This is a genomic window from Pseudomonas sp. B414, assembly GCF_055408445.1.
The window spans coordinates 167,468-191,001 of sequence record NZ_JBUZTQ010000007.1 but is presented as its reverse complement, the minus strand read 5'-3'; the positions used below and the strand labels follow the sequence as shown (position 1 = coordinate 191,001).

Here is a 23,534-nt window from a genome sequence, read left to right as displayed (position 1 = left end):
ATGGCGGTCAGATCCTGTTCTTTGCGTAGCACACCAGGAGATATCCAATGAGCGTACTCGTAGGCAAACAAGCCCCTGACTTCACCGTCGCCGCCGTACTTGGCAATGGCGAAATCGTTGACAGCTTCTCGCTGTCCACCGCCATCAAAGGCAAATATGGCCTGGTGTTCTTCTACCCGCTGGACTTCACTTTCGTATGCCCGTCCGAGCTGATCGCTCTGGATCACCGCATCCCTGAGTTCCAGGCGCGTAACGTTGAAGTGGTTGCCGTGTCCATCGACTCCCATTTCACTCACAACGCATGGCGCAACACGCCAGTGAACAATGGCGGCATCGGCCAGGTGAAATACACCATGGCTGCCGACATCAATCACGCCATCTGCAAGGCTTACGACGTTGAAACCGAAGGCGGCGTTGCTCTGCGCGGCGCGTTCCTGATCGACGACAAGGGCGTTGTCCGTTCCCAGATCGTCAACGACCTGCCACTGGGCCGTAACATGGACGAGCTGCTGCGTCTGGTAGATGCTCTGCAATTCCACGAAGAGCACGGCGAAGTGTGCCCGGCCAACTGGAAAAAAGGCGATAAGGGCATGACCGCTTCCACTGCAGGTGTAGCGGCTTACCTGACTGAGAATGCTGACCAGCTGTAAGGGTAGCTTTCAGGCATAAAAAAACCGGACCCAGTGTCCGGTTTTTTTATGCTGCGGGAATGGCCTGAACGACAGGATCAGTCGTTGAAGTCTTTCCAGCCGCCCATTTGTTTCCAGCTGTTGACGATGCCACAGAACAGCTCGGCGGTTTTTTCGGTGTCGTAACGTGCCGAGTGCGCCTCACGCCCGTCAAAATCGATGTCGGCGGCCTGGCAGGCTTTGGCCAGTACTGTCTGGCCATAGGCCAGGCCAGCAAGGGTCGCGGTGTCGAAGCTGGAGAACGGATGAAACGGGTTGCGTTTCATGTCCAGGCGCGCGACAGCTGCGTTGAGGAAGCCCAGGTCGAAGCTGCTGTTGTGGCCGACCAGAATGGCGCGCTTGCAACCATTGGCTTTCAGGGCCTTGCGTACGCCCCGGAAGATATCGGTCAGGGCCGTCTCTTCACTGACAGCCATGCGCAGCGGGTGATCGAGCTTGATTCCGGTGAATTCCAGTGCAGCGGCTTCGATATTGGCGCCTTCAAACGGCTCTACACGGTGGAAATAGGTGTGTTCAGGGAACACAAAGCCTCTTTCGTCCATGCCGATCGTTACGGCAGCAATTTCCAGCAAGGCATCAGTAGCACTGTTGAAACCGCCGGTTTCAACATCGATTACGACCGGCAGATAACCGCGAAAGCGCTCTGCCATCGGGTGGCGTGGTCCGCCGCCATGGCCGCCTTCGTGTTCGTCATCATAATGGTCGTCACTCACAGTTGTTCCTCCAGCAGGCGCCAGCGCAGTTTTTCACCGGCGCGCAGCGGAATTACGGTCAGCTCGCCGAAAGGCAGGCTGGCAGGGGCGGTCCATTCCTGGCGAACCAGGGTGATCTGTTCGGTGCTGACGGGCAGTCCGTAGAAGCGCGGGCCGTTGAGGCTGGCAAAGGCTTCCAGTTTGTCCAGCGCATTGCGCTGTTCGAAAGCTTCAGCGTACATCTCGATGGCTGCGTAGGCGGTATAGCAACCGGCACAACCGCACGCTGCTTCCTTGGCGTGCTGGGCATGGGGTGCCGAGTCGGTGCCAAGGAAAAACTTCTCGCTGCCGCTCGTGGCTGCATCCAGCAGGGCTTCCTGATGGGTGTTGCGCTTGAGGATCGGCAGGCAATAGAAGTGCGGACGAATGCCGCCAACCAGCATGTGATTGCGGTTGTAAAGCAGGTGGTGAGCGGTGATGGTTGCGCCGACGTTGGCCGGGGCCTCGTTGACGAACTGCACGGCTTCTGCGGTGGTGATGTGCTCAAACACGACTTTCAGCGTCGGGAAACGATCGACAACGCGGCGCATATGCTCGTCGATGAAGATCTTTTCGCGGTCAAAGACGTCGACGCCAGCGCGGGTCACTTCACCATGGATCAGCAAAGGCATGCCGACTTCGGCCATGACTTCCAGAACCGGGAAGATCGCGTCAATGCTGGTAACACCGGAGTCGGAGTTGGTCGTTGCCCCAGCCGGATACAGCTTGGCAGCATGAACGAATCCGCTGGCCTTGGCCGTACGAATGTCATCTGGCTGTGTTCGGTCAGTGAGGTACAGCACCATCAGCGGCTCGAAACGGCTACCGGCCGGGCGAGCAGCCAGAATGCGCTGGCGATAGGCATCGGCTTCGGCAGCATTACGCACCGGAGGTACCAGGTTGGGCATGATGATGGCGCGGCCAAAAGTGCGCGCGACATCCGCGACAGTGTGAGGCAACACAGCACCATCGCGAAGATGTATATGCCAGTCGTCGGGACGCAGCAGGGTCAGGCGGTCAGACATTGGGAATTCCAGGCGGGTCGAACTGAGGTGAATGCTACCGGAAAAGACACTGTCAGGCACTCGCTATCAAGTTTTGTGATTGCTGACCGATATCTGATGGGTATGTCGTAAATCTGTGGACTGTGTTTTTGCAGTACAAGCCTTTGGAGCCTCCCGTGCGCCAGTGTTATTTCATCCTGCTCAGTATGTTTGCCAGCCTGCCGGCCATGGCTCTGACTTTTCAGACACGGCTGGAGAATATCGAGTGGAAAGTGGAAGGCGACAAGTTTGAATGCCGATTGATTCAGCCCATCACCGATTTTGGTTCAGGCGCTTTTGTCAGACGTGCAGGAGAGCAGGCGGTGTTTCGCCTCAATGCCTACAACTCGATGCTGGGCGAGGGCTCTGCAAAGCTATTGGCCGCTGCAGCGCCGTGGCAACCGGGCAGGGGGGACATCGATCTGGGGTCGGTACGGATCGGCCGAGGCCAGGTACTGTTCAACAGTTCCCAGGCCCAGGCGGCCAATTTGTTTCGAGGCTTGATCGAGGGGCGCAGCCCATTGGTCAGGCATTACTCCCGTGAGGGTAATGTCTCGGAGGTACGCTTGTTGCCTGCCAGGTTCCGGCAGGCTTACAGCGATTACGAGGCGTGCACGACAAAGCTTTTGCCGAAAAACTTCGAACAGGTCAGGCAAAGCCAGATCGGTTTCCCCGGGGGCGGTACCGAGCTGGACGCTGCGGCGCGAATTAACCTGCAAGTCATGGTGGAGTACTTGAAGGCCGACCCAACGGTCAACCACGTAATCCTCGACGGTTACTCCGACAACCAGGGCAATCGTCTGACCAATCGTGAGCTGTCCCGGCGCCGGGCATTGGCGGTAATGGAGTACTTCAAGCTGAGTGGCCTGCAGGAGTCGCAGATCACGGTGCGCTTTCACGGTGAGCAATACCCCTTGGCGACGAATACCAGTCCGGCAAACCGTGCGAAAAACCGCCGGGTAAGCGTCCGTCTGGAGCGACTCCCGGAGCCTGAAAAAGCAGCGCCATCTGTAGGCGTCGACAACCCTGCGGCCATTTCCTGAGGTAAGGCTGTCGTCGCGTCTTTGATATAAACTGTCGCTTTGTCGTCTTAAGCTGTCGCGCCTCTGTAATTTCATGGATATGGGCGGTAGACTGTTCGGCTTTTCGAACAACCCGTGGAGTGATGGCATGGCGGACGTAAACAAGGTCGTTCTGGCTTATTCGGGCGGCCTGGACACTTCGGTGATCCTGAAGTGGCTGCAGGATACTTATAACTGTGAAGTCGTAACCTTTACCGCTGACCTGGGTCAGGGTGAAGAGGTCGAACCTGCACGTGCCAAGGCGCAAGCCATGGGCGTCAAGGAAATCTACATTGATGACCTGCGCGAAGAGTTTGTTCGAGACTTCGTTTTCCCGATGTTCCGCGCCAACACTGTTTACGAAGGCGAGTACCTGCTGGGTACTTCGATCGCTCGTCCGCTGATCGCCAAACGCCTGATTGAAATCGCCAACGAAACTGGCGCAGATGCCATTTCCCACGGCGCAACGGGTAAAGGCAATGACCAGGTTCGTTTTGAACTGGGTGCCTATGCCTTGAAACCAGGGGTCAAGGTTATTGCTCCTTGGCGTGAGTGGGACTTGCTTTCCCGTGAAAAACTGATGGATTACGCTGAAAAGCATGCAATCCCGATCGAACGTCACGGCAAGAAAAAATCTCCGTACTCGATGGATGCCAACTTGCTGCACATCTCTTACGAGGGCGGTGTGCTGGAAGATACCTGGACCGAGCACGAAGAAGACATGTGGCGTTGGACCAAGTCGCCGGAAGACGCGCCTAACACGCCGACTTATCTGGAGCTGACTTACCGCAACGGCGATATCGTTGCGCTGGACGGTGTTGAGATGACTCCGGCCACCGTGCTGGCCACGCTCAACCGTATTGGCGGCGAGAATGGTATCGGTCGTCTCGACATCGTTGAGAACCGTTACGTTGGCATGAAGTCCCGTGGTTGCTACGAAACTCCGGGCGGCACCATCATGCTGCGTGCTCACCGCGCTATCGAGTCGATTACTCTGGACCGTGAAGTGGCTCACCTCAAAGACGAGTTGATGCCAAAGTACGCCAGCCTGATCTACACCGGCTACTGGTGGAGCCCTGAGCGCATCATGCTGCAACAGATGATTGATGCTTCCCAGGCTCATGTTAACGGTGTTGTTCGCCTTAAACTGTACAAAGGCAACGTAATTGTTACTGGCCGAAAGTCTGATGAGTCGTTGTTTGATGCCAACATCGCAACCTTTGAAGAAGATGGCGGTGCTTACAACCAGGCTGACGCTGCCGGCTTCATCAAGTTGAATGCATTGCGCATGCGCATTGCTGCAAACAAAGGCCGTAAGTTGTTCTGATACGTGCCCAGATAAAAAGCCCCGGCCGATTGGTCGGGGCTTTTTTTTGCTTGAAATTCAGGCGCTTGTGGGCGTATCAGGGTGAATTCAGGATGGCCAGTCGGTGTGTGTTTATGTTGTAACTGATAATCGTGGTATGGGCGATGGCAGAAGCATGCTTGAATTTTTCGATAGCAAGTCGTAGAGCCTCTGGCGGGATGTTTGAGTGCTTGTGGGTAAGTAGCAGCAGTACGTCATGCTTGTGAATTTGGTTTTTGTATTTGCGTGTTGCCTTGTAATAACTATGCAGCACATCTTCGGGTGTGCTTTTGGCGGATGGCCGTAACTGTGGGTGGCTCAGGTCAATGAGATGAATACTTTGTAAGTCGATAGCTTCTATCAGCACCTGGCTTTTTGTAACGAGTGTTTCGGGGGCTTTTTCAGTTACAGAAAAGGGAGGTGGGGCGCAGTCGTAAATCCTTTGCTCTTGGGGCAGGAAGATAAAGTTCTGTGGGCTATAAAGGTTGTATTTAATGCCTGAAAGTTGCACAGGGGGAAAAGGACTTTGTACGGGTGTTTCGGTGTTTTCAACCCGCGTGGCTGGCTCCATGCACGGCATGGCGGAGCAAGGGGTTGCTGTATGAGTGTTTTCGGCTTTGGAAAAATCTGCCGGCGTATAAAGTGTTTTGTTGTTGAAGTTCAGGGTCAGGAAAAACAGTACTATTAAAAGTAATGGAAAAACAATCAGGAACCAGACGTATATTTTTTGATGTTCACTGTCGATATAGGGCAGTGATACTGCCGCCGAGGCTTCGGTCAACATTGAGAAGACCGCTATAACGGTCAGCGGGTTGTTGATTTTTAGGGTGTTTTTTATCATGTGACTACCTGTAAATGAGATTGAGGTGGCCAGTAAGAAAAGGGGCTCTGGAGTGTGTGGAAGTTTCGCGTAAATTCAAATCTGGCGATGGGGGGGTGTTCCCTTTGGCGGCTGGGAACGTTTTTTTAAAGTTAGTCGTGTTTTTTTAAAGTCGCAAATCAATGGCAGGTCCTGGTGAAGCGTCGGTCGAGCGGTATTTTCGAATTTTTGTGGATAATGGTTGTTTTGTAGGAGATATACCGTTGTTTAAACTGAATTGTTTGCGTGTTATTCAGCCTGTTCTGTAGGAGGGGGCTTAAGTTTTTTAGTCTAGAATTGAATTTGACGGGAAATGCAGGGCTGAGAGCTGTTCTTCGATGAGCGGATCTATCGATTTTTTATTTTTAGTCCAAATGAATTACAGGGGGTTGAATGGCCTTGGAGTTGATCTTGTTTTTGGGTGTTTTCTGAATAGTCTGTAGTCCAATTCTGTAAGTATGAAATTGTAATACTTTCTCCTGGAAAAATAGTAGATTTCAGTTTGGATGAATATCAGGGCTGCCTATGCAGTTCTGGTGATTTATTCTGAATGCGATATGTAATATTTTTATGTCGGGAGGTGAAATATGCAGTTGGTTTTTTGAGCTGCCTGGACCGCTTTTTGATGTGCGTTTATATCAGGTTTTCGATTTTGTTTTTCGTTGGCGTGCTTTTGTTGCCTGTGTGACTGCTTGTGCAATTAGTCTGGGTAGTTAGTTTTTATGGGTGATTTCTGTAGGGTGAATCTTCGATATTTGTAGGAAATGTCTTTGGTTGTTGATGCTTGGGGGGGACGCTATGCCCAGTTTGTTACGACTAGGCTATGGTGCTGGTTCTGAAAATTCGAACAGCGATAAATTGGAATGGCCCATGAATAAAGTGCTGATCGTGGATGATCATCCTGTAATTCGTCTTGCTGTGCGTATGCTCATGGAACGCCATGGCTACGAGGTCATTGCAGAGACGGATAACGGTGTGGATGCTTTGCAACTTGCGCGTGTATATGCGCCTGATATTGTAATTCTGGATATAGGAATACCCAAGCTTGACGGGCTTGAAGTTATCGCGCGGTTGTCCACGCCGGGAGTGCCTATCAAGGTGCTGGTGTTGACTTCGCAAGCCCCTGGTCATTTCTCCATGCGTTGCATGCAGGCAGGTGCAGCCGGCTATGTATGCAAGCAGCAGGACTTGACCGAACTGTTGAGTGCCATCAAGGCTGTGCTGTCTGGCTATAGCTATTTCCCCAATCAAGCCTTGCACTCGGTGCGTTCAAGCTTGGGCAATGCCAGTGAAGCGGACATGGTCAATCGCCTTTCGGGGCGAGAGATGATGGTGTTGCAGCAGTTGGCGCGGGGCAAGAGCAACAAGGAAATAGCGGATGGGATGTTTCTGAGTAATAAAACGGTAAGTACTTACAAAACGCGCCTCTTACTGAAGCTGAACGCCCGCTCACTTGTCGATTTGATTGAGCTGGCACAACGTAATGGCTTGGTGTGAATCGAGGGGCCTAGGGATGTGACCCCCAAAGCCCCTGTGTAAAAGCCTCCGCTACAGGAGGCTTTTGATGTCGTGTCTTACGGATTACAGGTCGTATCCATAATCTTCCAGCTCTTTTCTGAGCCGTTTTTCTTCCAGCAGTGCGTCAATGGTGCGGCGTTTGGCCAAATTGGTTTTAGCGACCTCGACAACGGGCTCCACGACTTCGTCCGGATCGACAACTGCAAAATCTTCCTCTACTTCCAGTTCTTCTTTGCCAGTGCTCATTTAGTTCACTCCAGGCTAAGACAGTCAATGGCGCCCCTTATAGCGATAATCGCGGCTCGGGTAAAAAAGATTTTCTCAATCGATCAGTCCATAAAACCTCTATCGCTCAATCATCAGAGGTTTTTTCCTTGAAATCGCACAGGTCTTCTATGCGACAGCTGCCACACCGTGGCTTGCGCGCCTGGCACACGTAGCGCCCGTGCAGGATAAGCCAGTGATGGGCGTCCAGCAGGTAGGGTTTTGGTACAAACTTCATGAGGTTTTTCTCGACCTCCACCACGTTTTTGCCTGGTGCAATACCGGTTCGGTTGCTGACCCTGAAAATATGGGTGTCTACGGCCATGGTCAATTGCCGGTAAGCCGTATTAAGCACAACGTTTGCCGTTTTGCGACCTACACCGGGGAGTGCTTCAAGCTCTTCTCGGGTTTGTGGGACCTGGCTGTCATGGAGCTCAATCAATAAACGGCAGGTTTCAATGACGTTCTTGGCCTTGCTGTTATACAGACCGATGGTCTTGATGTATTGCGACAGACCCTCCACCCCCAGAGCGTAGATGGCTTCTGGTGTATTGGCGACCGGAAACAGTTTAGCCATTGCCTTGTTTACGCTGACGTCAGTCGCCTGTGCAGAAAGGATTACGGCGATAAGCAGTTCAAAAGGCGATGAATAGGCCAGTTCGGTTTTGGGTTCAGGGTTGTCTTCGTGAAACCGGCGAAATATTTCAAGGCGCTTTGCGGCGTTCATGGTTAAAAACGTTTCCTGGAGAGCTGTCCGTTAAACGGTGGGGCGTTTATATGAATCTTTCAAGCCTTGGCGGGCTCCAGCGCATGGAGTGCTGATTCTGCTTGAGTCACAGCGTCAGTCAAAAGCGTCAGCTCGGCGCCGGGCAGCTCCTGGCTTATGGCTTTTTTAAGTTCGGCGCGGCGCATGGCCAGCTGGATTTTTGCGCGCTTGAGTTCGGCAGTATTGGCTACCGGTGCGGGACTTAAGGCCTGGGGAGCGGACTCCAGTTGAGCCAATGCCTGCTCCGCAGATTCAAACTGCTGTTGCAGAATGACCAGTTGGGATTGCTGCTGTGCGGTTGGAGGATGCCCGAATGCCTTGAGCGATTTGTTCAGTTGCGCGCGGGCCATGGCCAGTGTGACCTTGGCTTTTTTAAGTGCGGCGTCACTGAGGCTGGCAGGTTCTGCCCCGGGGGCTTGCGCTTGCGTGCCGCTGGCTGCTCCTGCAGGCGGGCGCTGGGCTCGAGCAAGGCGTTCGGCTTGCCTGTGTTGCTCTTCGCGGCGCAGGCGCTCGTCGCGTAGCTCATAGCGTCTGCGGGCATGCTCGCGTTTCTGGTTGCGGGCGTTGTACTGCGCTGCATCCTGCGCGTGGCCGCCGACAATCGGGATTACATTGGCAGGCAGCGGGCGCATTTCAATGCAGTCTACCGGGCACGGTGCCACGCACAGGTCGCAGCCAGTGCATTCATCGACAATCACGCTGTGCATAAGCTTGGCTGCGCCAAGAATGGCGTCGATCGGGCAGGCCTGAATGCATTTGGTGCAGCCTATGCATTCTGCTTCGCGGATATAGGCCACTTGTGGCGGTGCAGTTCCACGATCGGTATCCAGTGCCAGCACGGGAATACTGAGCAGGCTGGCCAGTGCTGCAATGGTTTCGGCCCCGCCAGGCGGGCACTTGTTGATGGCCTCGCCTTGGGCAATGCCTTGCGCATAGGGTTTGCAGCCGGGGTGGCCACATTTTCCGCATTGAGTTTGCGGCAATAAAGCATCAATACGTTGAATCAGGCTCATGGTGTGATCAGTCCAGTTACAGCGGGTCGCAACCGGGCGACGCTCAACATGCGCAGAGATAAATAGGGGGCGTTAGGGTCTAGCATGCGTGCAGGATCGTTCAGCTCGACAAGTGCTGCTGATTATCCGGCATGACGGGAAGGGCGGCTACTGATGAACAGCGTCTGGCGGCCTGCAGGCCACCAGACGGTGCAAAGGGGCAGTGTTACTTGATGCGTTGGCCTGGCTTGGCGCCACTATCCGGGCTCAGCAGGTAAATTTCTTCACCGCCAGGGCCGGCAGCCATCACCATACCTTCAGACATGCCGAAGCGCATTTTACGCGGCTTCAAGTTGGCGATCATCATGGTCAGGCGACCTTCGAGCTCAGCCGGGTTCGGGTAGGCGCTCTTGATCCCGGAAAACACGTTGCGTTGCTCGTCGCCAATATCCAGGGTCAAGCGCAGCAGCTTGTCGGCGCCTTCAACGGCTTCAGCCTTAAGGATCAGCGCGACGCGCAAGTCCACGGCAGCAAAGGTGTCGAACTCGATCTCAGCGGCCAGCGGCTCCTTGAGCAACTCGCCATTGCCTTGTGGTGCAGCGCTGCCGGTGTCGGTCTGGCTGGCGACCAGGTCTTCTTTCGAAGCGTCGGTCATGGCCTGGACCTTGACCGGGTCGATACGGGTCAACAATGGTTTGAAGGCGTTCAACTGGTGGTTGGCCAACAATACCTGGTGATCGTTCCAGGTCAGGGGTTCGATATTCAGGAATGCTTCTGCATCGGCTGCGAGTACTGGCAAGACCGGCTTGAGGAAGATGATCAACTGACGGAACAGGTTGATGCCCAGAGCGCAGACCGCCTGAACTTCAGTTTGCTTGCCTTCAACCTTGGCCATTGCCCAAGGTGCTTTATCAGCGATCCAGGCGTTGGCACGGTCGGCCAAAGCCATGATTTCACGCATGGCCCGGGCAAAGTCGCGAGCTTCATAAGCTTCGGCAATGCTGGGTGCCGCGGCCAGGAACGCTTCGGTCAGTTCGGGAGCAGCATTGCCCTCGACCATTACCCCGGCGTTGCCCTTGTGAATAAAACCTGCGCAACGGCTGGCGATATTGACCACTTTACCGACCAGGTCCGAGTTGACCTTCTGTACGAAGTCTTCCAGGTTCAGGTCGAGGTCATCAACGCCGCGCCCCAGCTTGGAGGCGTAGTAGTAGCGCAGATATTCAGGCGCCAGATGGTCCAGATAGGTGCGGGCCTTGATAAAGGTGCCGCGGGATTTGGACATCTTCTGGCCGTTGACGGTCAGGTAACCGTGAACGTTGATGGCGGTTGGCTTGCGATAGCCTGCGCCTTCAAGCATGGCTGGCCAGAACAGGGCGTGGAAGTTGACGATGTCCTTGCCGATAAAGTGGTACAGCTCGGCGGTGGAGTCTTTGGCCCAGTACGCGTCGAAGTCCAGTTCAGGGCGACGGGCGCAGAGGTTCTTGAAGCTGGCCATGTAGCCGATTGGCGCGTCCAGCCATACATAGAAGTACTTGCCTGGCGCGTCCGGGATCTCGAAGCCGAAGTACGGCGCATCGCGGGAAATATCCCACTGTTGCAGGCCGGCATCCAGCCATTCGGCGATCTTGTTGGCTACTGCATCTTGCAGGGCGCCGCTACGGGTCCAGCTTTTGAGCATGGCATCGAAGTCGGGCAGCTTGAAGAAGAAGTGCTCGGAGTCCTTAAGTACCGGAGTGGCGCCGGAAATGGCCGACTTAGGGTTCTTGAGGTCGGTTGGCGCGTAGGTGGCACCGCATTTTTCGCAGTTGTCGCCGTATTGATCTTCAGTGCCACATTTTGGGCAGGTGCCCTTGATGAAGCGGTCGGCCAGGAACATTTTCTTTTCCGGGTCGAAGTACTGGGTGATCGAACGGGTAGCGATATGCCCGGCTTCGCGCAACTTGATATAAATCGCACTCGACAGCTCACGGTTTTCTTCGGCGTGGGTCGAATGGAAGTTGTCGAAGTCGACGAGGAACTCGGCAAAGTCGGCGCTGTGTTCAGCCTGGACGTTGGCGATCAGTTGCTCGGGGGTGATGCCTTCTTTCTCGGCGCGCAACATGATGGCCGAGCCGTGGGCATCGTCTGCGCAGACGTAAGTGCACTGATTGCCGCGAAGTTTCTGGAAGCGCACCCACATATCAGTCTGGATGTACTCAAGCATATGGCCAAGGTGAATTGAACCATTGGCATAGGGCAGGGCGCTGGTGACTAAGATATTGCGTGGCTCGGACATGGGGCTCGGCTACTTGATGAGACGGTGGTCGGCCACTATAAAGCGCCGGGCAATATATTTCACCCCGTGGTCGTGCATCTGATCGTTTGAGCTATTTTTGGCCGGTTCAAAAGCCTGCTGCCGGTGGTTTATTACAGGTACGATAGCGGCCTGTTTTACTCAGTCTTTACGGGAGTTGCTCATGAGCGCAGTCAATCGCGCAGCGGTGGAGGCCGTCCTTCGCCAATACACCGACCCTTATTTGAATCAGGATCCGGTCAGTGCCGGGTGCGTGCGCAATATTGAGGTTCAGGGTGAGCGCGTCAGCGTTCAGCTTGAGCTGGGTTATGCCGCCGGCCTGTTCCAAAGTGGTTGGGCGCAAGTGTTGCAAATGGCCATCGAAAATATGGATGGGGTGACCTCGGCCAAGGTCGAGATCAACTGCGTGATTGCTGCGCACAAGGGCCAGGCGCAAATCCCTGGGCTGGCCAATGTGAAAAACATTGTCGCCGTGGCTTCCGGCAAGGGCGGTGTCGGCAAGTCCACCACCGCAGCCAACCTGGCCCTGGCGCTGGCCCGTGAAGGCGCGCGGGTGGGGATTCTGGATGCGGACATTTACGGCCCGAGCCAGGGTGTGATGTTTGGCATCGCGGAAGGTACGCGGCCAAAGATTCGCGATCAAAAGTGGTTTGTACCCATTGAAGCCCACGGTGTTGAAGTGATGTCGATGGCATTTCTGACCGACGACAACACGCCGATGGTCTGGCGCGGCCCGATGGTGTCGGGTGCGTTGTTGCAGTTGGTTACGCAAACAGCGTGGAATGATCTTGATTATCTGATCATCGATATGCCGCCGGGCACTGGTGATATCCAGCTGACTCTGGCGCAAAAAGTCCCTGTGACCGGTTCGGTGATTGTGACCACGCCGCAGGATCTGGCCTTGCTGGATGCGCGCAAGGGGGTCGAGATGTTCCGCAAGGTGAATATTCCGGTGCTCGGCGTAGTGGAAAATATGGCGGTACATATTTGCTCAAACTGCGGCCACACAGAGCATCTGTTCGGTGAGGGCGGTGGCGAGAAGCTGGCGACGCAATATGGCGTTGAGGTGCTGGCCTCACTGCCGCTGTCGATGGAGATCCGCGAGCAGGCCGATAATGGCAAGCCAACAGCGGTTGCTGACCCTGATAGCCCGATTGCCTTGATCTATCAGGAGCTGGCCCGTCAGGTGGGTGCGCGTATTGTTCTGCATGAAGCGGCTTCGCAGGCCATGCCGACCATTACTACCAGCGACGACTGAGCAGGCAATGATTCCTGGTTTTTGTCACAACTGACGAGTAGTACGAGGTTGCGTTCGACGATGTAATCGTCGCAAACCCGGTAAGCGCGGTGTATCTGATGCACCGGGCTGAATGGTTTACGACTGCTGCGCAGCCGAACGTAGCCTCGCTTTACTCGTCAACTGCTACAAAAGGTGTTGCATTTATTGCGGGCATAAAAAAACCCCGCTTTTAAGGGCGGGGTTTTTTACTGGATCAGTACAAGTTAGATAACTTGAACTTCCTCAGCTTGCATGCCTTTCTGACCGCGGGTAGCGATGAAAGAAACCTGTTGGCCTTCTTTCAGGCTTTTGAAGCCGTCGGATTGGATTGCTTTGAAGTGAACAAACAGGTCGTCACCGGATTGTGGAGTGATGAAGCCGAAGCCTTTTTCATCGTTGAACCACTTAACGGTACCAGTTTGGCGATTAGACATGGTGTAACTCCTTGAACAAAGATAACTGCGACGCAGGAAAAGCCCTGGCCGAGACTGAGTGCAAAGAGCAGGAAAAATTCTTGGAGATGGTTGGATCGAAATTCAACATATCGTGTAGAGATTCTCAGTGACACAAGCAACACAGTGGCGCCACCTTAACGCTTTTTTCAGAACGTGCAAAGGGTCTTTGCGAAGGTTTCTCTAAAAACGTGACTGACGGTTGCCTTTGCAGCCTGTATTCAGGGGTTCTAACGCTATTTTCGATATTTTTGCCCGAGATTTTTGAACCGGGCCTTGGGGGGCGGTAAGATGCCCAACAGAATTTTCTACCTCGCTATTCAGGACACCCGCCATGAGCATCAAACCGGACAAGTGGATTCGCCGCATGGCGCAAGAGCACGGCATGATCGAACCTTTCGTCGAGCGTCAGGTGCGTGAAGAAGGCGAGAACCGTCTGATTTCCTACGGCGTATCGAGCTACGGCTATGACGTTCGTTGCGCAAACGAGTTCAAGGTCTTCACCAATATCAACTCGGCGACCGTAGATCCGAAGAATTTCGACGCAGGAAGCTTTGTCGATGTCACCAGCGACGTCTGCATCATCCCGCCCAACTCCTTCGCCCTGGCGCGCACCGTTGAATACTTCCGTATTCCACGCAACGTGCTGACCATCTGCCTGGGTAAAAGCACCTACGCACGTTGCGGCATTATCGTTAACGTGACGCCGCTTGAGCCTGAGTGGGAAGGCCATGTGACTTTGGAGTTCTCCAACACCACCACGTTGCCAGCCAAGATCTACGCCAACGAAGGCGTGGCGCAAATGCTGTTCTTTGAATCTGACGAAGAGTGCGAAGTGTCGTACAAGGACCGTGGCGGCAAGTATCAGGGCCAGCGCGGCGTGACCTTGCCACGCACCTGACGAACAGAGGGAATTCTTGAGCGATAAAGCACTCTATTGAGTGTATTTCCGGTTACGCATTCAGCGAGCCGGATCATCGCTCAGGAGTGCCTCATGAAGATTGATCCGAGTATCCGCGCCCAACTGGCAAACCTTGAGCCTAATCAGGTAGGGCTGCTGGCGTGGTCTCTGCTTGCCTTTCCCCAGATCCATGCAGGTGGCATCCCCGGCCAGCCTGACCCGGACACTCCGCAACCGATCGAACCCGAACCGGGCGTGCCAACGCTGCCTGATGAGCCTCCGCCTGCCCCGGTTGCCTGGGCCTGTATTTGCTCAAGGTGATAGCAGATAGCCGCTGCGGTAGGCCTCACGGCCTGCCACGTGGGCAATCACCATGCCTGCGGTGGCCATTCGCCGTTGCGAGCGGGCATAGAGCAAACCTGCGCTGGTGCAGTAGATCGGTGTGAGCCTGTCGCTGATAGGGTCAATGATCTCGGCAATCAACTGGCCTGCGCACAGGTATTCCCCTGGCTTGGCATTGAACACCAGCAGCCCGCCCACAGGCGATGCCACGGGCTCTACGCCAGCCAAGGGGGTCGCGGGGTAGAGAAGGGCAGGTAAAGGTCTGGACTCGCCGTCAATCGCGCCAAAATCGATCAGATAATCAATCAGCGCCTGACAGTCGTGCTCGGCATAACTGTGGTTCACGTCAGCCAGGCCGCGCAACTCAAGGGTGACGGAAAAGCTGCCCTGGGGAATGGCGTAACAATGGCCGAAACGTTGCTGTAATTGCCACCACAGCAGGGTGAAACACTCATCGAACGACAGTCCGCCGGAGTCGGTTGCCAGCAGGCTGGCTTGAGCGCCGAGGTGGCGCGCCAGCGGCTCGACCTGCAACCAGGCCTCTGGCGTGGTGTACAGGTGGGGTACGGCTTCATAATCGCAATGCAGATCCAGCACCATATCGGCATCGCAGGCCAGTGTTTGCAGGGTCAGGCGTTGTGAGTGCAACTGCGTTGTCGGTACTTGCGCAGCCAGCAGTTCGCGCAAGCGACGCCGGATCAACTGCAGGTTTTGCGCAGGATCATTGCTGAGTTGGCCTTCAAGCTCGTCACCGATCTGGGTGCTCAGGTCGAGGAAGTTGCGATTGAAATTCTGCCCGCTGTGCAGCTCGTAACGGCCCAGCGGGATATCCAACAGCACCTGCTCCAGACCCACCGGGTTGGCCACGGGCACCACGACGATCTCGCTGAGCAATCGCCCTGCTGCCTCCAGTTCGGTAAGGCGCTGCTTGAGGTGCCAGGCCACCAGCATGCCGGGCAATTCATCAGCATGCAGCGAAGCCTGGATATAAATCTTGCCCTGTGGCTGGGCAGGCCCGTAGTGAAAGCTGTGGATAAGCCTTTCAGTACCCGGAACAGGTGCCAGCAAGGGGTGAATTTGATGTCGCTGCATGGAAACGTCCTTGTGAGCCAAGTGGTGATGGCCAGGCAGTAGCGCTGTACCCGATCGCCCCTTATCCAATCACATTGCGGGCGACATACAAATGAAATGTTGCGCTGTTTGATTAAGCATAAGCCCTCTCCCTGGTTTGTGCAGGAGAGGGCAGGCAGTGGCTGTCGGTTACTTGCCCGGAACCAGGGTCAGGCGGGTTTTGCCGTAGGTTTTGTCGAAGTTCTGCGGTTGGAGCGGGAAGCTGATGTACTGCCCTTTCAGCCACGGGTCGATGCCGTCGATGTAGTGCGGGCTGGCCGGGTTACTGGATTGCCCGGTACTGTTTTGCCCCATCATCGGTTCGGTTTGCCCGAAGTCGATGATCATGCGCATGGCCGGGATCTGCGTCACCTCGAAGCCTGTGCCTGCCAGGTTGTAGGCCGCCGTGTTGAGCGTAGTGTGATCGCCGCCTGCCATGACCGGGCCGCGAACGGTCTGGCCATTGGCATTGCGCCATAGGTACTGATGCAGCTTGCCCCATTGCCAGGCCTTGTGGTCGCTGCCCATCAGGCTGTCACTGCTGCTGATGGCGCCCGCCAGGCTGCGGGCCAGAATGGCCGGTTTGTCTTCTTTTTGCGGGGTCCGGATGTCGTCCCAGAATGGGCTGTCTTCGCGGCCCAGCAAGTGATCAGCCACGGCCGGGTACGACAGGTTGCTGTTGGCAACAAATGCCTTCCAGCTGGCGCTGCTTTCGGGGCCCAGTTCATCAAGAAAGATTTGCCGGGTGCTTTCCTGCAGGAACAGTTCATACAGTGCTGCATCGGCCGAGGTCGCGGAGAGCTTGCCGTCAAAGGCCATCAGCCGGCCCAGGGCTTCGCGGGCCTTGGCCTGGTCTGCGGGGGGCAAGGCTGCAATCGCTTGCTTGAGCGGCTGCGCCATACCTGGGGCGGTAAACATGGTTTTCAGCTTGGCCGCGAACAGGGTGGTTTGATCGTATTGCATGGCGATCATGCTGCGGGTGTCCTGCTTGCCGCTGCCTGCCAGTTGCGCAAGGCGTTCGCTGCGCTCAGGTGACAGCCACGAGTTGGACAGTTGCATGCCGTAGCCATAGGCGGCCGTACGCTGGTTGGCGGTACCCAGCCAGCCTTGGGTCGGGTCCTGGTCGTAGGGGTGCAGCATCGGGTCGGCGTAACCTTCCCAGTCGTAGCGGCCATCCCAGCCCGGCGACGGGAACAGGCCAAGGCCTTCGCGGCGATTGGGGTAGAGCCCGGTGACTTGCCAGCCAATATGGTTGGCGTCGGCGTACAGCAGGTTCAGTGCTACAGCGCGTATTTCGCGGCTGGCATCCGAGGCTTTGTCGCTGTTCTGGGCGCGGGACAGGTCAAAAAAAGCGTCGAGGGTTTTGTCGCCCTTCAAGTCCGGGGTTTGCAGGGCGAGGCCCAGGCTGCTGTTGAGTGCATTGGGGCTGCCCAGGAGGCTGTTGAGCAACGGGCCGTGACCGGTTTCGTAGACGACTTCGCGAACCGGGCGCTGACCTTTGACGAAAAAGGTTTCGTTGCGCACAGTCGCGGGTTGCCACTTTCCGTTAGCCATGTAGTACAGGCTGCTGCCCTGGCGTTTGAGTTTCTCCAGGAATACGTCCTGGTTATCGCCCATGGCCATGCTCATGCCCCACGCCACCTTGCCGTTAAACCCGGCAAACAGGGTCGGCAAGCCAGCAATGGTTGCACCGGCCGCCTGGTATTTGGGGGCACGAATCTGCACGTAGCTCCAGGCTGAAGGCACGCCTATGGGCTGATGGATATCGTTGGCCAGCAGGCTCTTGCCGCTGCGACTGCGCTGCGGGCCAATCGCCCAGTCACTGGATGCCGTAACGCCTGGCAGGCTCAGTTGTTTTACCTGCTCAAGGGCCAGGGTTACGCCGTTCAAACCTTGCAACTGGCTGCCCAGGGCCAGCCCCTTGAGCTTGTCGGCTTCGCTGGTGGGCAAGGCTTCGTTGGGGTAGGTCGGCATCAGCCAGGGCAGTTTGTCAGTGCCGACTTTTTGCGCCAGCGCCAGGGCGTTGAGCTCTTCTTGCAGGTTGACCGACATGCCGAAGTTCAACAGGCTGAAAATCAGCGCCGAATCCTCGGGTTTCCAGTACTCGACCTTGTAGCTGGCCTGCGCCAGATCAGCCGGGAGCTTGTCGCGGTAGCGGAACAGGTAGGCATTGACCCCGCGGGCGTAGACTTCGAAGAACTTTTTAAGGCGTGGCGATGCGCTTTTATATAGTTCGTCGGCGTTCCTTTTCAGATTGATGGTGCGCATCAACCGGTCTGTTTCCAGGGCATCGGCACCGTTGAGTTCGGCCAAACGGCCTTGGGCCAGCAAACGCAAACGCACCATCTGGCTGATACGGTCGCCAGCATGTACGTAACCCATGGTGAACAGGGCGTCATGAAAGCTGCTGCTTTCGATCAGCGGCATGCCCTGGCTGTTGCGGCGCACCGACACGTTCTGCGCCAGGCCCTTGAGCGGTTGCACGCCGGAAGCTGGCACCAGGCTTTCAGTGGCGGTGTTGTTTATCTGGCAACCGGCCAAGCCCAACAGGCTGACTACTGCCGCGGCAACGCCGAACCGGGGTAGAAATTGAATAAGGGCTGGCGAGGCCATGGCAAAGCTCCTGCGGGGGGTGGTGTCATCGAAAGCCGCTACGTTAGTGAGGCCGATGACACCGCGCAAGCGCTATATGCACTACTGGGGCGGGTTGATTTTATTCACCAGTGCGTAGGCACGTTCAGTCGCCGGGCGTGCCTTGATGCGCAGGAACCACTGCTTCAAGGCCGGGAAGTCATCCAGGTTCTGTTTCTGGAACTCGTGGGGCACGATCCACGGGTAAATCGCCATGTCGGCGATGCTGTATTCGGCACCGGCAACAAACTCGCGGCCTTCCAGCTGTTTGTTCAACACGCCATACAGGCGGGCAGTTTCGTCGGTGTAGCGCTTGATCGCATACGGGACTTTTTCCGGTGCGAAGCGGTTGAAGTGATGATTTTGCCCGGCCATTGGCCCCAGGCCGCCCATTTGCCAGAACAGCCATTGCAGGGCCATTTGTCGACCGCGCAGGTCCTTGGGCAGGAATTGCCCGGTTTTTTCCGCGAGGTACAACAGGATCGCGCCAGACTCAAATAGTGACAGCGGCCCACCGCCGTCGGCCGGGGCCTGATCGACAATGGCCGGGATGCGGTTGTTCGGGGATATCTTCAGAAAATCCGGAGCAAACTGTTCGTTCTTGCCGATATTGATCGGATGAACCTTGTAGGGCAGGCCAGCTTCTTCAAGAAACAACGAGACTTTGTGGCCGTTGGGAGTGGTCCAGTAATAAAGATCGATCATGAAGGGCTCCAGAAGGGAATGTTCACCCAGTAACTGACGGCCATCAACGGCGGTCGTTGACTGTGGGGTGTCAGTTTTACTCCGAAAAGCGCGTCAGATGAAAGCAGGTCTGGCTTGTGAAGCTGTTTTTTCATAAAGCAAAAACACAAACGCCGCACATGCCCGAGGCAGGTGCGGCGTTTGCTCAGCGTTCCGGGGGATCAGGCGCCGTGGCACTTCTTGAATTTCTTGCTGCTGCCGCACGGGCAAGGATCGTTGCGGCCAACGTCCTTCAGCTCGTTGCGCACAGGCTCTTGAGGTGCGTGGCCGCAATTCGGGCCATGCACATGACCGTGGTCATGGGTGTGGCCATGATCATGATCGTGGTTGCAGTCGGGGCCATGAACGTGGGGTTGTTGGGTCATTGCTCAATCACTCTGGAATAAAATCTGCGGGGATTATCTCGCCTTTACGCGTCAGGTGCACGTCGTAACCGTAGAACAGGCCGGTTTCCAGGGTGCCCTCGAGTCGGTAGGGGATGGGTTGGTCAGGTGTTTCGAGCAATTTGACCAGCGGTCGCACCTGCGGCCAGAGGTTGGTACGCACCGGTATCACGTAATCGGCGCTGCTTTTGGGCTGCACGCTGAACCAGTGTTCGTTCTCGCCTTCGGTCAGTTTTATGCTGCCCAGATAAACGCGGTAATTCAGGCCGCGCACGGTGAGTGTCGAATCATTCGGGTTATCGACGCGAAAGTGCAGCTTGAAGCGTTGCTCAAGCAGTTTGGCCTGTACCAGCTCGACCTTGACCAGATGCACTTCCGGGTCCTTGTCGCCTGAGGTGAACCAGGAGGTGCATCCTGACAACATCAGCATCATGGCCAGGGCAATTGTTTTTATTGTTCGAGCCCGCGCGTCCATTGTTCAACCCTCAGAGTTCAGCCTATTGGCCGAAAAAGCCGGCACAGCATTTTTTGAATTTAAGACCGCTGGCGCATGGGCAGGCATCGTTGCGTCCGACTTTGAGCGGTACGGTGGGGTCGATGAAGTACCAGCGCCCGGCGCTCTGCACAAAGGACGAGCGCTCGCGGTGGCTGTGCTCGCCATTGGCGTCGTGCCAGCGTGCAGTAAAGGTTACAAATGCGTGTTCCGGTTGACCGCCGAACACTTCGCTGTTTTCAACGGTCAATCCCAGCCAGGTGCTTTGCGCGCTCCAGTCGGCAATAGACTGACGATCGAGGCCGGCTTGCTGCACGGGCAGGGTGGTGCTGATCAGGTAATCGATCAGGCCCAGTACATAGGCGCTATAGCGCGAACGCATCAGTGTTTCGGCGCCAGGAGCCGGATGCCCGTCGTGATAGTGCCCGCAGCAGGCGTCCAGCAGGTTGCCGCTGCCACAGGGGCAAATGGATGTGCTCATCGGTTACCACCAATACTTGCCAAAGTTTTCCGGGTTGGCCCAAAACCTGGCATTGAGCCAGTCGGGTACTTGTTTGTACTCGCGCAAGTCGTAAGTGAATAGGGTTAGCACTTGCTCGTCACGCTGAAATCTCTCGTTGCTTTGTAGGGCCAGGGCGAAAAAGTCGGTTTCTTTCCAGCCGCAGGCTGTCAGATCTGCCAGCACGGCAATCCGGCTGGCGTTCAGGTTGCGAATCCCGCCCAGCAGTTGCAGCCCGGTGCGTTTGGGCAGGTGTTCGAGGCAATCGATGATCAGTGCCAGATCAAAGCGCTGCCCCGCAAGGTCCTCAGGCAGTTCGCCGGGAGCCGCCCGGGCAACCAGGGCTTCAGGTTGCGCGGCCTGATAGGCGGCCAGCGCCGGAAAGCTGCTGGCACCAATCACGAGCAGGCGTTGCGGCGCATAACGATCAAGCAGTGCCGCCAGCGCTTGCTGGGGTGTGCGTGTAGAAATACCGGGCGTCATCGAAAGTCCTCACTTAGAGCATCCAAGACTAGCCTGCGCAAGCCTCGCGGCCTAGTGGGCTGTTGCCGCTACTGTCACATTGCTGGCGCATACCCCGGGCGCGGTCTTTACTTTGCGTTGCATCGGCCAAACGCCGACCCTCAGGAGAGACCCCTTTATGAGCATCATAAGAACAGCAGTACCTTTGGTTGTTCTCACCAGTGTATTAACGGGCTGTGCCGGGTTGCAAAAAACTGACTGGCCCACCTGTGCCGCGGTCGGCGGTGTAGGCGGGGCGGCATTGGGCGCAATAAAAAGCTCAGCCTGGGCTGGAGGCGGTGCCGTATTCGGTGCCGGCATGGCCGCTGCTTACTGCTGGGTGCACGGTGATGGCGATGCGGATGGCGACGGCGTGCTGGATAGCCAGGACAAGTGCCCTGATACGCCAAAAGGCGTGAAAGTCGATGCCGTGGGCTGCCCGATAGTGGCCGTGGTGGTGGTTGAAGAAGTGGTGGTGGTCAAGGAAGAGGCCATTGTGGTGCGTGATGTGAATTTCGAATTCAACTCCGCAAAACTGACTGCCGCCGACAAGGACAAGCTCAATGTCATTGCCGCGCGCCTGAAAAAAGACGCCGCCAATGCTCAACTCAAGGTGACGGGTTATACCGACAGTGTGGGCAACGAAGCCTACAACCTGAAACTGTCCAAGGCCCGCGCGCAGTCAGTGGTGGATTACTTGATCGATAGCGGTGTGCCGCGCAGTCAGTTTGTTTCTGTGGCAGGCGCGGGGGAGTCGAACCCGGTTGCCAGCAATCAGACTCCTGAGGGCCGTGCCCAGAATAGACGTACCGAGATTCTGATTATTCGTTAGTACCTGGCATCGCCGCGGTTTTGATCGGACCGATCGCAACCGCGGCGATTCTTTTTGTGACGGTCTATGGCGCCTTGCTCGCACAAGCCGCTAATGTGCACTCAAAGAACATGCTAAAGGCGGATGTATGAGGGTGCTTTGGGGGCTGGGTAAGGCATTGACACTGATAGTTTGGGCCGTGGTACTGAGTAATCTGTACCAGCCGCTGATCAACCCGTTCGATGTGTTGATCAACCTTTTTGGCGGCCTGTTGTTGCTGACGCATGTGCTCGAGGCTTTGCTGTTTAACGGTCGCCTGCAAGGTCGCCCGCATCCCTGGCGTGATCGCCTGTTGATCCTGGTTTTTGGTTTTTTTCACGCACATATCCTTCCTGCTTCCCACGAACGAGATCCCAGCCATGCGTAAGTTATGTTTGTTGGCTGCCTTGTGCAGCCCTTTTGCCCACGCTGAGGTGGTGAAGGTTGAAGCCAATTCGATGATGCGCTTGCCCGCTAGTGCCAGTGTATTGCGCCTGGAAAAACTCGACGTGGCTGACTACGGGACTTTACTGATTCCGGCCGGGATCACTCAGGTCGATATTGACCAGCTGCATCTGGGCCGTGAAGCCCGCATCACCCTCGTACCGGCCGAACGCGGCATTGAATTGCGGGTAGCGCGTGCCGATCTGGGCGAAGGCAGTCAGATCAACGCCCGTGGCGCTACAGGAACCTTCGAAAAACCGGCCCGACCCGCCCGGGATCTGAGTTTGCGCATTGAGTCACTGCAGGCGCCGCAATTGTCCATTGATGCCCGGGGCGGTACCGGCGCACCTGGCTTTGCTGGCCTTGACGGCGGTAATGGTGAAGAGCCGGGCTGCACCTGGGGGGCGGCTGGCTCCGGAGCCAATGGCGACAATGGCGGGAATGGGCAACCGGGTGCGGCAGGGGGGCAGGTGCGGATCGAACTGCCCCGGGACTACCCGGCCGAGCAGATCAGTGTGCGGGTTGACGGCGGTGCGGGCGGCAAGCCTGGCGAGGCCGGGCGCCCGGGTGCAGGCGGGAAATCCAAGGGATGCTTCGTGTACCGCACCGATGGTGGCAAGTCGGGTCGAGCGGGCCTGGCCGGGCAGCCGGGGGACGTGGGCACAGCGGGCGCGGTGACTATCCAGCGGTTGTAACTGTCCTCCCTCTTTGTGGGAGAACACACAAGCTTGATGCTTGCGGGGATTATTGTGGGAGCGGGCTTGCCCGCGATTCAAGCGACCCGGTCTGGCAGGCACACCGCGTTGCTGCCATCGCAGGCAATCCAGCTTCCACTGGTTTTGCGGCGTCTATAGAATCTGAGCCCAGCTCAAAAAGTCGGGCGTGCCGCTGCAATTGCCACCAATACCAGCCCGACAATCAGGTTGCATCCCACCAGTCGGCGAATCCGGCCCATGACCGCTGCCCCGTCAGCCCACGCCTGGGCTTCGATGGCCTTGCGCAATTCAGGTAATTGCAGCGACTGGATACGGATAAACAGCGCCACCATCACGATGTACAAGCCCATCATGATCTGCACATAGCGCGGCGCCGTCTCAAAACCGTTAAAACGCATTTGCAGCAGACCCACACCGCTTATCGGCAAAATCACCACCGCGACCCACACCCACACAAAAAAACGCTGAAACACTTCAACCCACAGCTTTAACCGTGCTGGCCCTTCAAGGGCCGTGATAGCCGCCGGGCGCAGGATCATCCAGGCGAAAAACATGCCGCCCACCCAGATCAGGGCGGCCAAAACATGCAGGCTGTAGGCAAGGGCAAAGGCGGTCATTGAGGTAC

Annotated in this window: 26 protein-coding genes; 10 read left to right on the top strand and 16 right to left on the bottom strand. The window is 56.3% G+C overall.

The window, feature by feature from the left end; translation table 11 throughout:
- The first annotated feature begins 47 nt into the window (after nucleotides 1-47).
- On the top strand, nucleotides 48-650 hold the full coding sequence (locus tag ACZRMH_RS09045) for a peroxiredoxin (RefSeq protein ID WP_003443181.1): 603 nt from the start codon (nucleotides 48-50) through the stop codon (nucleotides 648-650).
- A 77-nt stretch (nucleotides 651-727) separates the two neighbouring features.
- Here the strand turns inward: ACZRMH_RS09045 and rnt are convergent, their stop codons facing one another.
- A complete protein-coding gene (gene rnt, locus ACZRMH_RS09040) occupies nucleotides 728-1,402 on the bottom strand; it encodes a ribonuclease T (RefSeq protein WP_016779695.1) in 675 nt (224 codons plus the stop codon).
- Nucleotides 1,399-2,445, bottom strand: coding sequence for a dihydroorotase (gene pyrC, locus ACZRMH_RS09035; protein WP_464013125.1), 1,047 nt, complete (start codon nucleotides 2,443-2,445; stop codon nucleotides 1,399-1,401). Before pyrC ends, rnt begins: the two co-directional genes overlap by 4 nt.
- 155 nt (nucleotides 2,446-2,600) lie before the next feature.
- On the opposite strand from pyrC, the gene ACZRMH_RS09030 reads away from it, so the two are divergent.
- The gene (locus ACZRMH_RS09030) at nucleotides 2,601-3,506 is read left to right on the top strand and encodes a flagellar protein MotY (protein WP_464013124.1); all 906 of its coding nucleotides are present in this window, start codon (nucleotides 2,601-2,603) and stop codon (nucleotides 3,504-3,506) included.
- A 127-nt stretch (nucleotides 3,507-3,633) separates the two neighbouring features.
- Nucleotides 3,634-4,851: an argininosuccinate synthase gene (locus tag ACZRMH_RS09025; RefSeq protein ID WP_464013123.1), complete on the top strand. Its 1,218-nt coding sequence runs from the start codon at nucleotides 3,634-3,636 to the stop codon at nucleotides 4,849-4,851.
- A gap of 76 nt (nucleotides 4,852-4,927) precedes the next feature.
- Here the strand turns inward: ACZRMH_RS09025 and ACZRMH_RS09020 are convergent, their stop codons facing one another.
- On the bottom strand, nucleotides 4,928-5,710 hold the full coding sequence (locus ACZRMH_RS09020; RefSeq protein WP_464013122.1) for a hypothetical protein: 783 nt from the start codon (nucleotides 5,708-5,710) through the stop codon (nucleotides 4,928-4,930).
- Nucleotides 5,711-6,598: 888 nt separating this feature from the next.
- Between ACZRMH_RS09020 and ACZRMH_RS09015 the strand changes: the two genes are divergently transcribed.
- Complete coding sequence (locus ACZRMH_RS09015) at nucleotides 6,599-7,225, top strand: response regulator (RefSeq protein WP_464013121.1); 627 nt, start codon at nucleotides 6,599-6,601, stop codon at nucleotides 7,223-7,225.
- Between the two features lie 84 nt (nucleotides 7,226-7,309).
- Here ACZRMH_RS09015 and ACZRMH_RS09010 read toward each other — a convergent pair whose 3' ends face one another.
- The 4 genes from ACZRMH_RS09010 to metG all read right to left on the bottom strand — a co-directional run bounded on the left by ACZRMH_RS09010 (nucleotide 7,310) and on the right by metG (nucleotide 11,546).
- Entirely contained in the window at nucleotides 7,310-7,492 is a 183-nt protein-coding gene (locus ACZRMH_RS09010; RefSeq protein ID WP_095037272.1) for a PA3496 family putative envelope integrity protein, read from the bottom strand.
- A gap of 106 nt (nucleotides 7,493-7,598) precedes the next feature.
- Entirely contained in the window at nucleotides 7,599-8,237 is a 639-nt protein-coding gene (nth, locus tag ACZRMH_RS09005; protein ID WP_464013120.1) for an endonuclease III, read from the bottom strand.
- Nucleotides 8,238-8,296: 59 nt separating this feature from the next.
- Complete coding sequence (gene rsxB / locus ACZRMH_RS09000; RefSeq protein WP_464013119.1) at nucleotides 8,297-9,289, bottom strand: electron transport complex subunit RsxB; 993 nt, start codon at nucleotides 9,287-9,289, stop codon at nucleotides 8,297-8,299.
- Between the two features lie 205 nt (nucleotides 9,290-9,494).
- Nucleotides 9,495-11,546, bottom strand: coding sequence for a methionine--tRNA ligase (metG, locus tag ACZRMH_RS08995; RefSeq protein WP_464013118.1), 2,052 nt, complete (start codon nucleotides 11,544-11,546; stop codon nucleotides 9,495-9,497).
- 181 nt (nucleotides 11,547-11,727) lie between these two features.
- On the opposite strand from metG, the gene apbC reads away from it, so the two are divergent.
- Nucleotides 11,728-12,822 carry an iron-sulfur cluster carrier protein ApbC gene (apbC, locus tag ACZRMH_RS08990; RefSeq protein ID WP_464013117.1) on the top strand — a complete coding sequence of 365 codons (1,095 nt, stop codon included), beginning with the start codon at nucleotides 11,728-11,730 and terminating at the stop codon, nucleotides 12,820-12,822.
- A 245-nt stretch (nucleotides 12,823-13,067) separates the two neighbouring features.
- Here the strand turns inward: apbC and ACZRMH_RS08985 are convergent, their stop codons facing one another.
- Nucleotides 13,068-13,277 carry a cold-shock protein gene (locus tag ACZRMH_RS08985; protein WP_002554837.1) on the bottom strand — a complete coding sequence of 70 codons (210 nt, stop codon included), beginning with the start codon at nucleotides 13,275-13,277 and terminating at the stop codon, nucleotides 13,068-13,070.
- Nucleotides 13,278-13,629: 352 nt separating this feature from the next.
- Here ACZRMH_RS08985 and dcd point away from each other — a divergent pair, with 352 nt between their 5' ends.
- Complete coding sequence (dcd, locus tag ACZRMH_RS08980; protein WP_016779707.1) at nucleotides 13,630-14,196, top strand: dCTP deaminase; 567 nt, start codon at nucleotides 13,630-13,632, stop codon at nucleotides 14,194-14,196.
- Nucleotides 14,197-14,289: 93 nt separating this feature from the next.
- Nucleotides 14,290-14,517, top strand: a complete 228-nt coding sequence (locus tag ACZRMH_RS08975) for a hypothetical protein (RefSeq protein ID WP_464013116.1) — start codon at nucleotides 14,290-14,292, stop codon at nucleotides 14,515-14,517.
- Here the strand turns inward: ACZRMH_RS08975 and ACZRMH_RS08970 are convergent.
- The 7 genes from ACZRMH_RS08970 to ACZRMH_RS08940 form a co-directional block, all read right to left on the bottom strand.
- Nucleotides 14,509-15,630 (bottom strand): succinylglutamate desuccinylase/aspartoacylase family protein, encoded by a 1,122-nt coding sequence (locus ACZRMH_RS08970; RefSeq protein WP_464013115.1) that lies wholly within the window; start codon nucleotides 15,628-15,630, stop codon nucleotides 14,509-14,511. The two genes, ACZRMH_RS08975 and ACZRMH_RS08970, sit on opposite strands and share 9 nt — an antisense overlap.
- A gap of 168 nt (nucleotides 15,631-15,798) precedes the next feature.
- Entirely contained in the window at nucleotides 15,799-18,261 is a 2,463-nt protein-coding gene (locus tag ACZRMH_RS08965; RefSeq protein ID WP_464013114.1) for a penicillin acylase family protein, read from the bottom strand.
- An 81-nt stretch (nucleotides 18,262-18,342) separates the two neighbouring features.
- On the bottom strand, nucleotides 18,343-18,984 hold the full coding sequence (locus ACZRMH_RS08960; RefSeq protein WP_464013113.1) for a glutathione S-transferase N-terminal domain-containing protein: 642 nt from the start codon (nucleotides 18,982-18,984) through the stop codon (nucleotides 18,343-18,345).
- Nucleotides 18,985-19,184: 200 nt separating this feature from the next.
- Nucleotides 19,185-19,388: an SEC-C metal-binding domain-containing protein gene (locus tag ACZRMH_RS08955; RefSeq protein ID WP_464013112.1), complete on the bottom strand. Its 204-nt coding sequence runs from the start codon at nucleotides 19,386-19,388 to the stop codon at nucleotides 19,185-19,187.
- Between the two features lie 7 nt (nucleotides 19,389-19,395).
- Nucleotides 19,396-19,881: an LEA/WHy family protein gene (locus ACZRMH_RS08950; protein WP_464013111.1), complete on the bottom strand. Its 486-nt coding sequence runs from the start codon at nucleotides 19,879-19,881 to the stop codon at nucleotides 19,396-19,398.
- Between the two features lie 22 nt (nucleotides 19,882-19,903).
- A complete protein-coding gene (locus ACZRMH_RS08945; RefSeq protein ID WP_464013110.1) occupies nucleotides 19,904-20,380 on the bottom strand; it encodes a YchJ family protein in 477 nt (158 codons plus the stop codon).
- A gap of 3 nt (nucleotides 20,381-20,383) precedes the next feature.
- Nucleotides 20,384-20,881: a DUF6231 family protein gene (locus ACZRMH_RS08940; protein WP_464013109.1), complete on the bottom strand. Its 498-nt coding sequence runs from the start codon at nucleotides 20,879-20,881 to the stop codon at nucleotides 20,384-20,386.
- A gap of 157 nt (nucleotides 20,882-21,038) precedes the next feature.
- Here ACZRMH_RS08940 and ACZRMH_RS08935 point away from each other — a divergent pair, with 157 nt between their 5' ends.
- From ACZRMH_RS08935 to ACZRMH_RS08925, 3 genes are all read left to right on the top strand, one after another.
- A complete protein-coding gene (locus tag ACZRMH_RS08935; RefSeq protein WP_464013108.1) occupies nucleotides 21,039-21,731 on the top strand; it encodes a PA1041 family peptidoglycan-binding anchor lipoprotein in 693 nt (230 codons plus the stop codon).
- A 127-nt stretch (nucleotides 21,732-21,858) separates the two neighbouring features.
- Entirely contained in the window at nucleotides 21,859-22,137 is a 279-nt protein-coding gene (locus tag ACZRMH_RS08930) for a DUF1145 domain-containing protein (RefSeq protein ID WP_464013107.1), read from the top strand.
- Nucleotides 22,130-22,888, top strand: coding sequence for a collagen-like protein (locus ACZRMH_RS08925; protein WP_464013106.1), 759 nt, complete (start codon nucleotides 22,130-22,132; stop codon nucleotides 22,886-22,888). The genes ACZRMH_RS08930 and ACZRMH_RS08925 overlap by 8 nt, the downstream gene beginning before the upstream one ends.
- Nucleotides 22,889-23,061: 173 nt before the next feature.
- Here the strand turns inward: ACZRMH_RS08925 and ACZRMH_RS08920 are convergent, their stop codons facing one another.
- Entirely contained in the window at nucleotides 23,062-23,526 is a 465-nt protein-coding gene (locus tag ACZRMH_RS08920; RefSeq protein ID WP_464013105.1) for a CopD family protein, read from the bottom strand.
- Nucleotides 23,527-23,534: the final 8 nt, after the last annotated feature.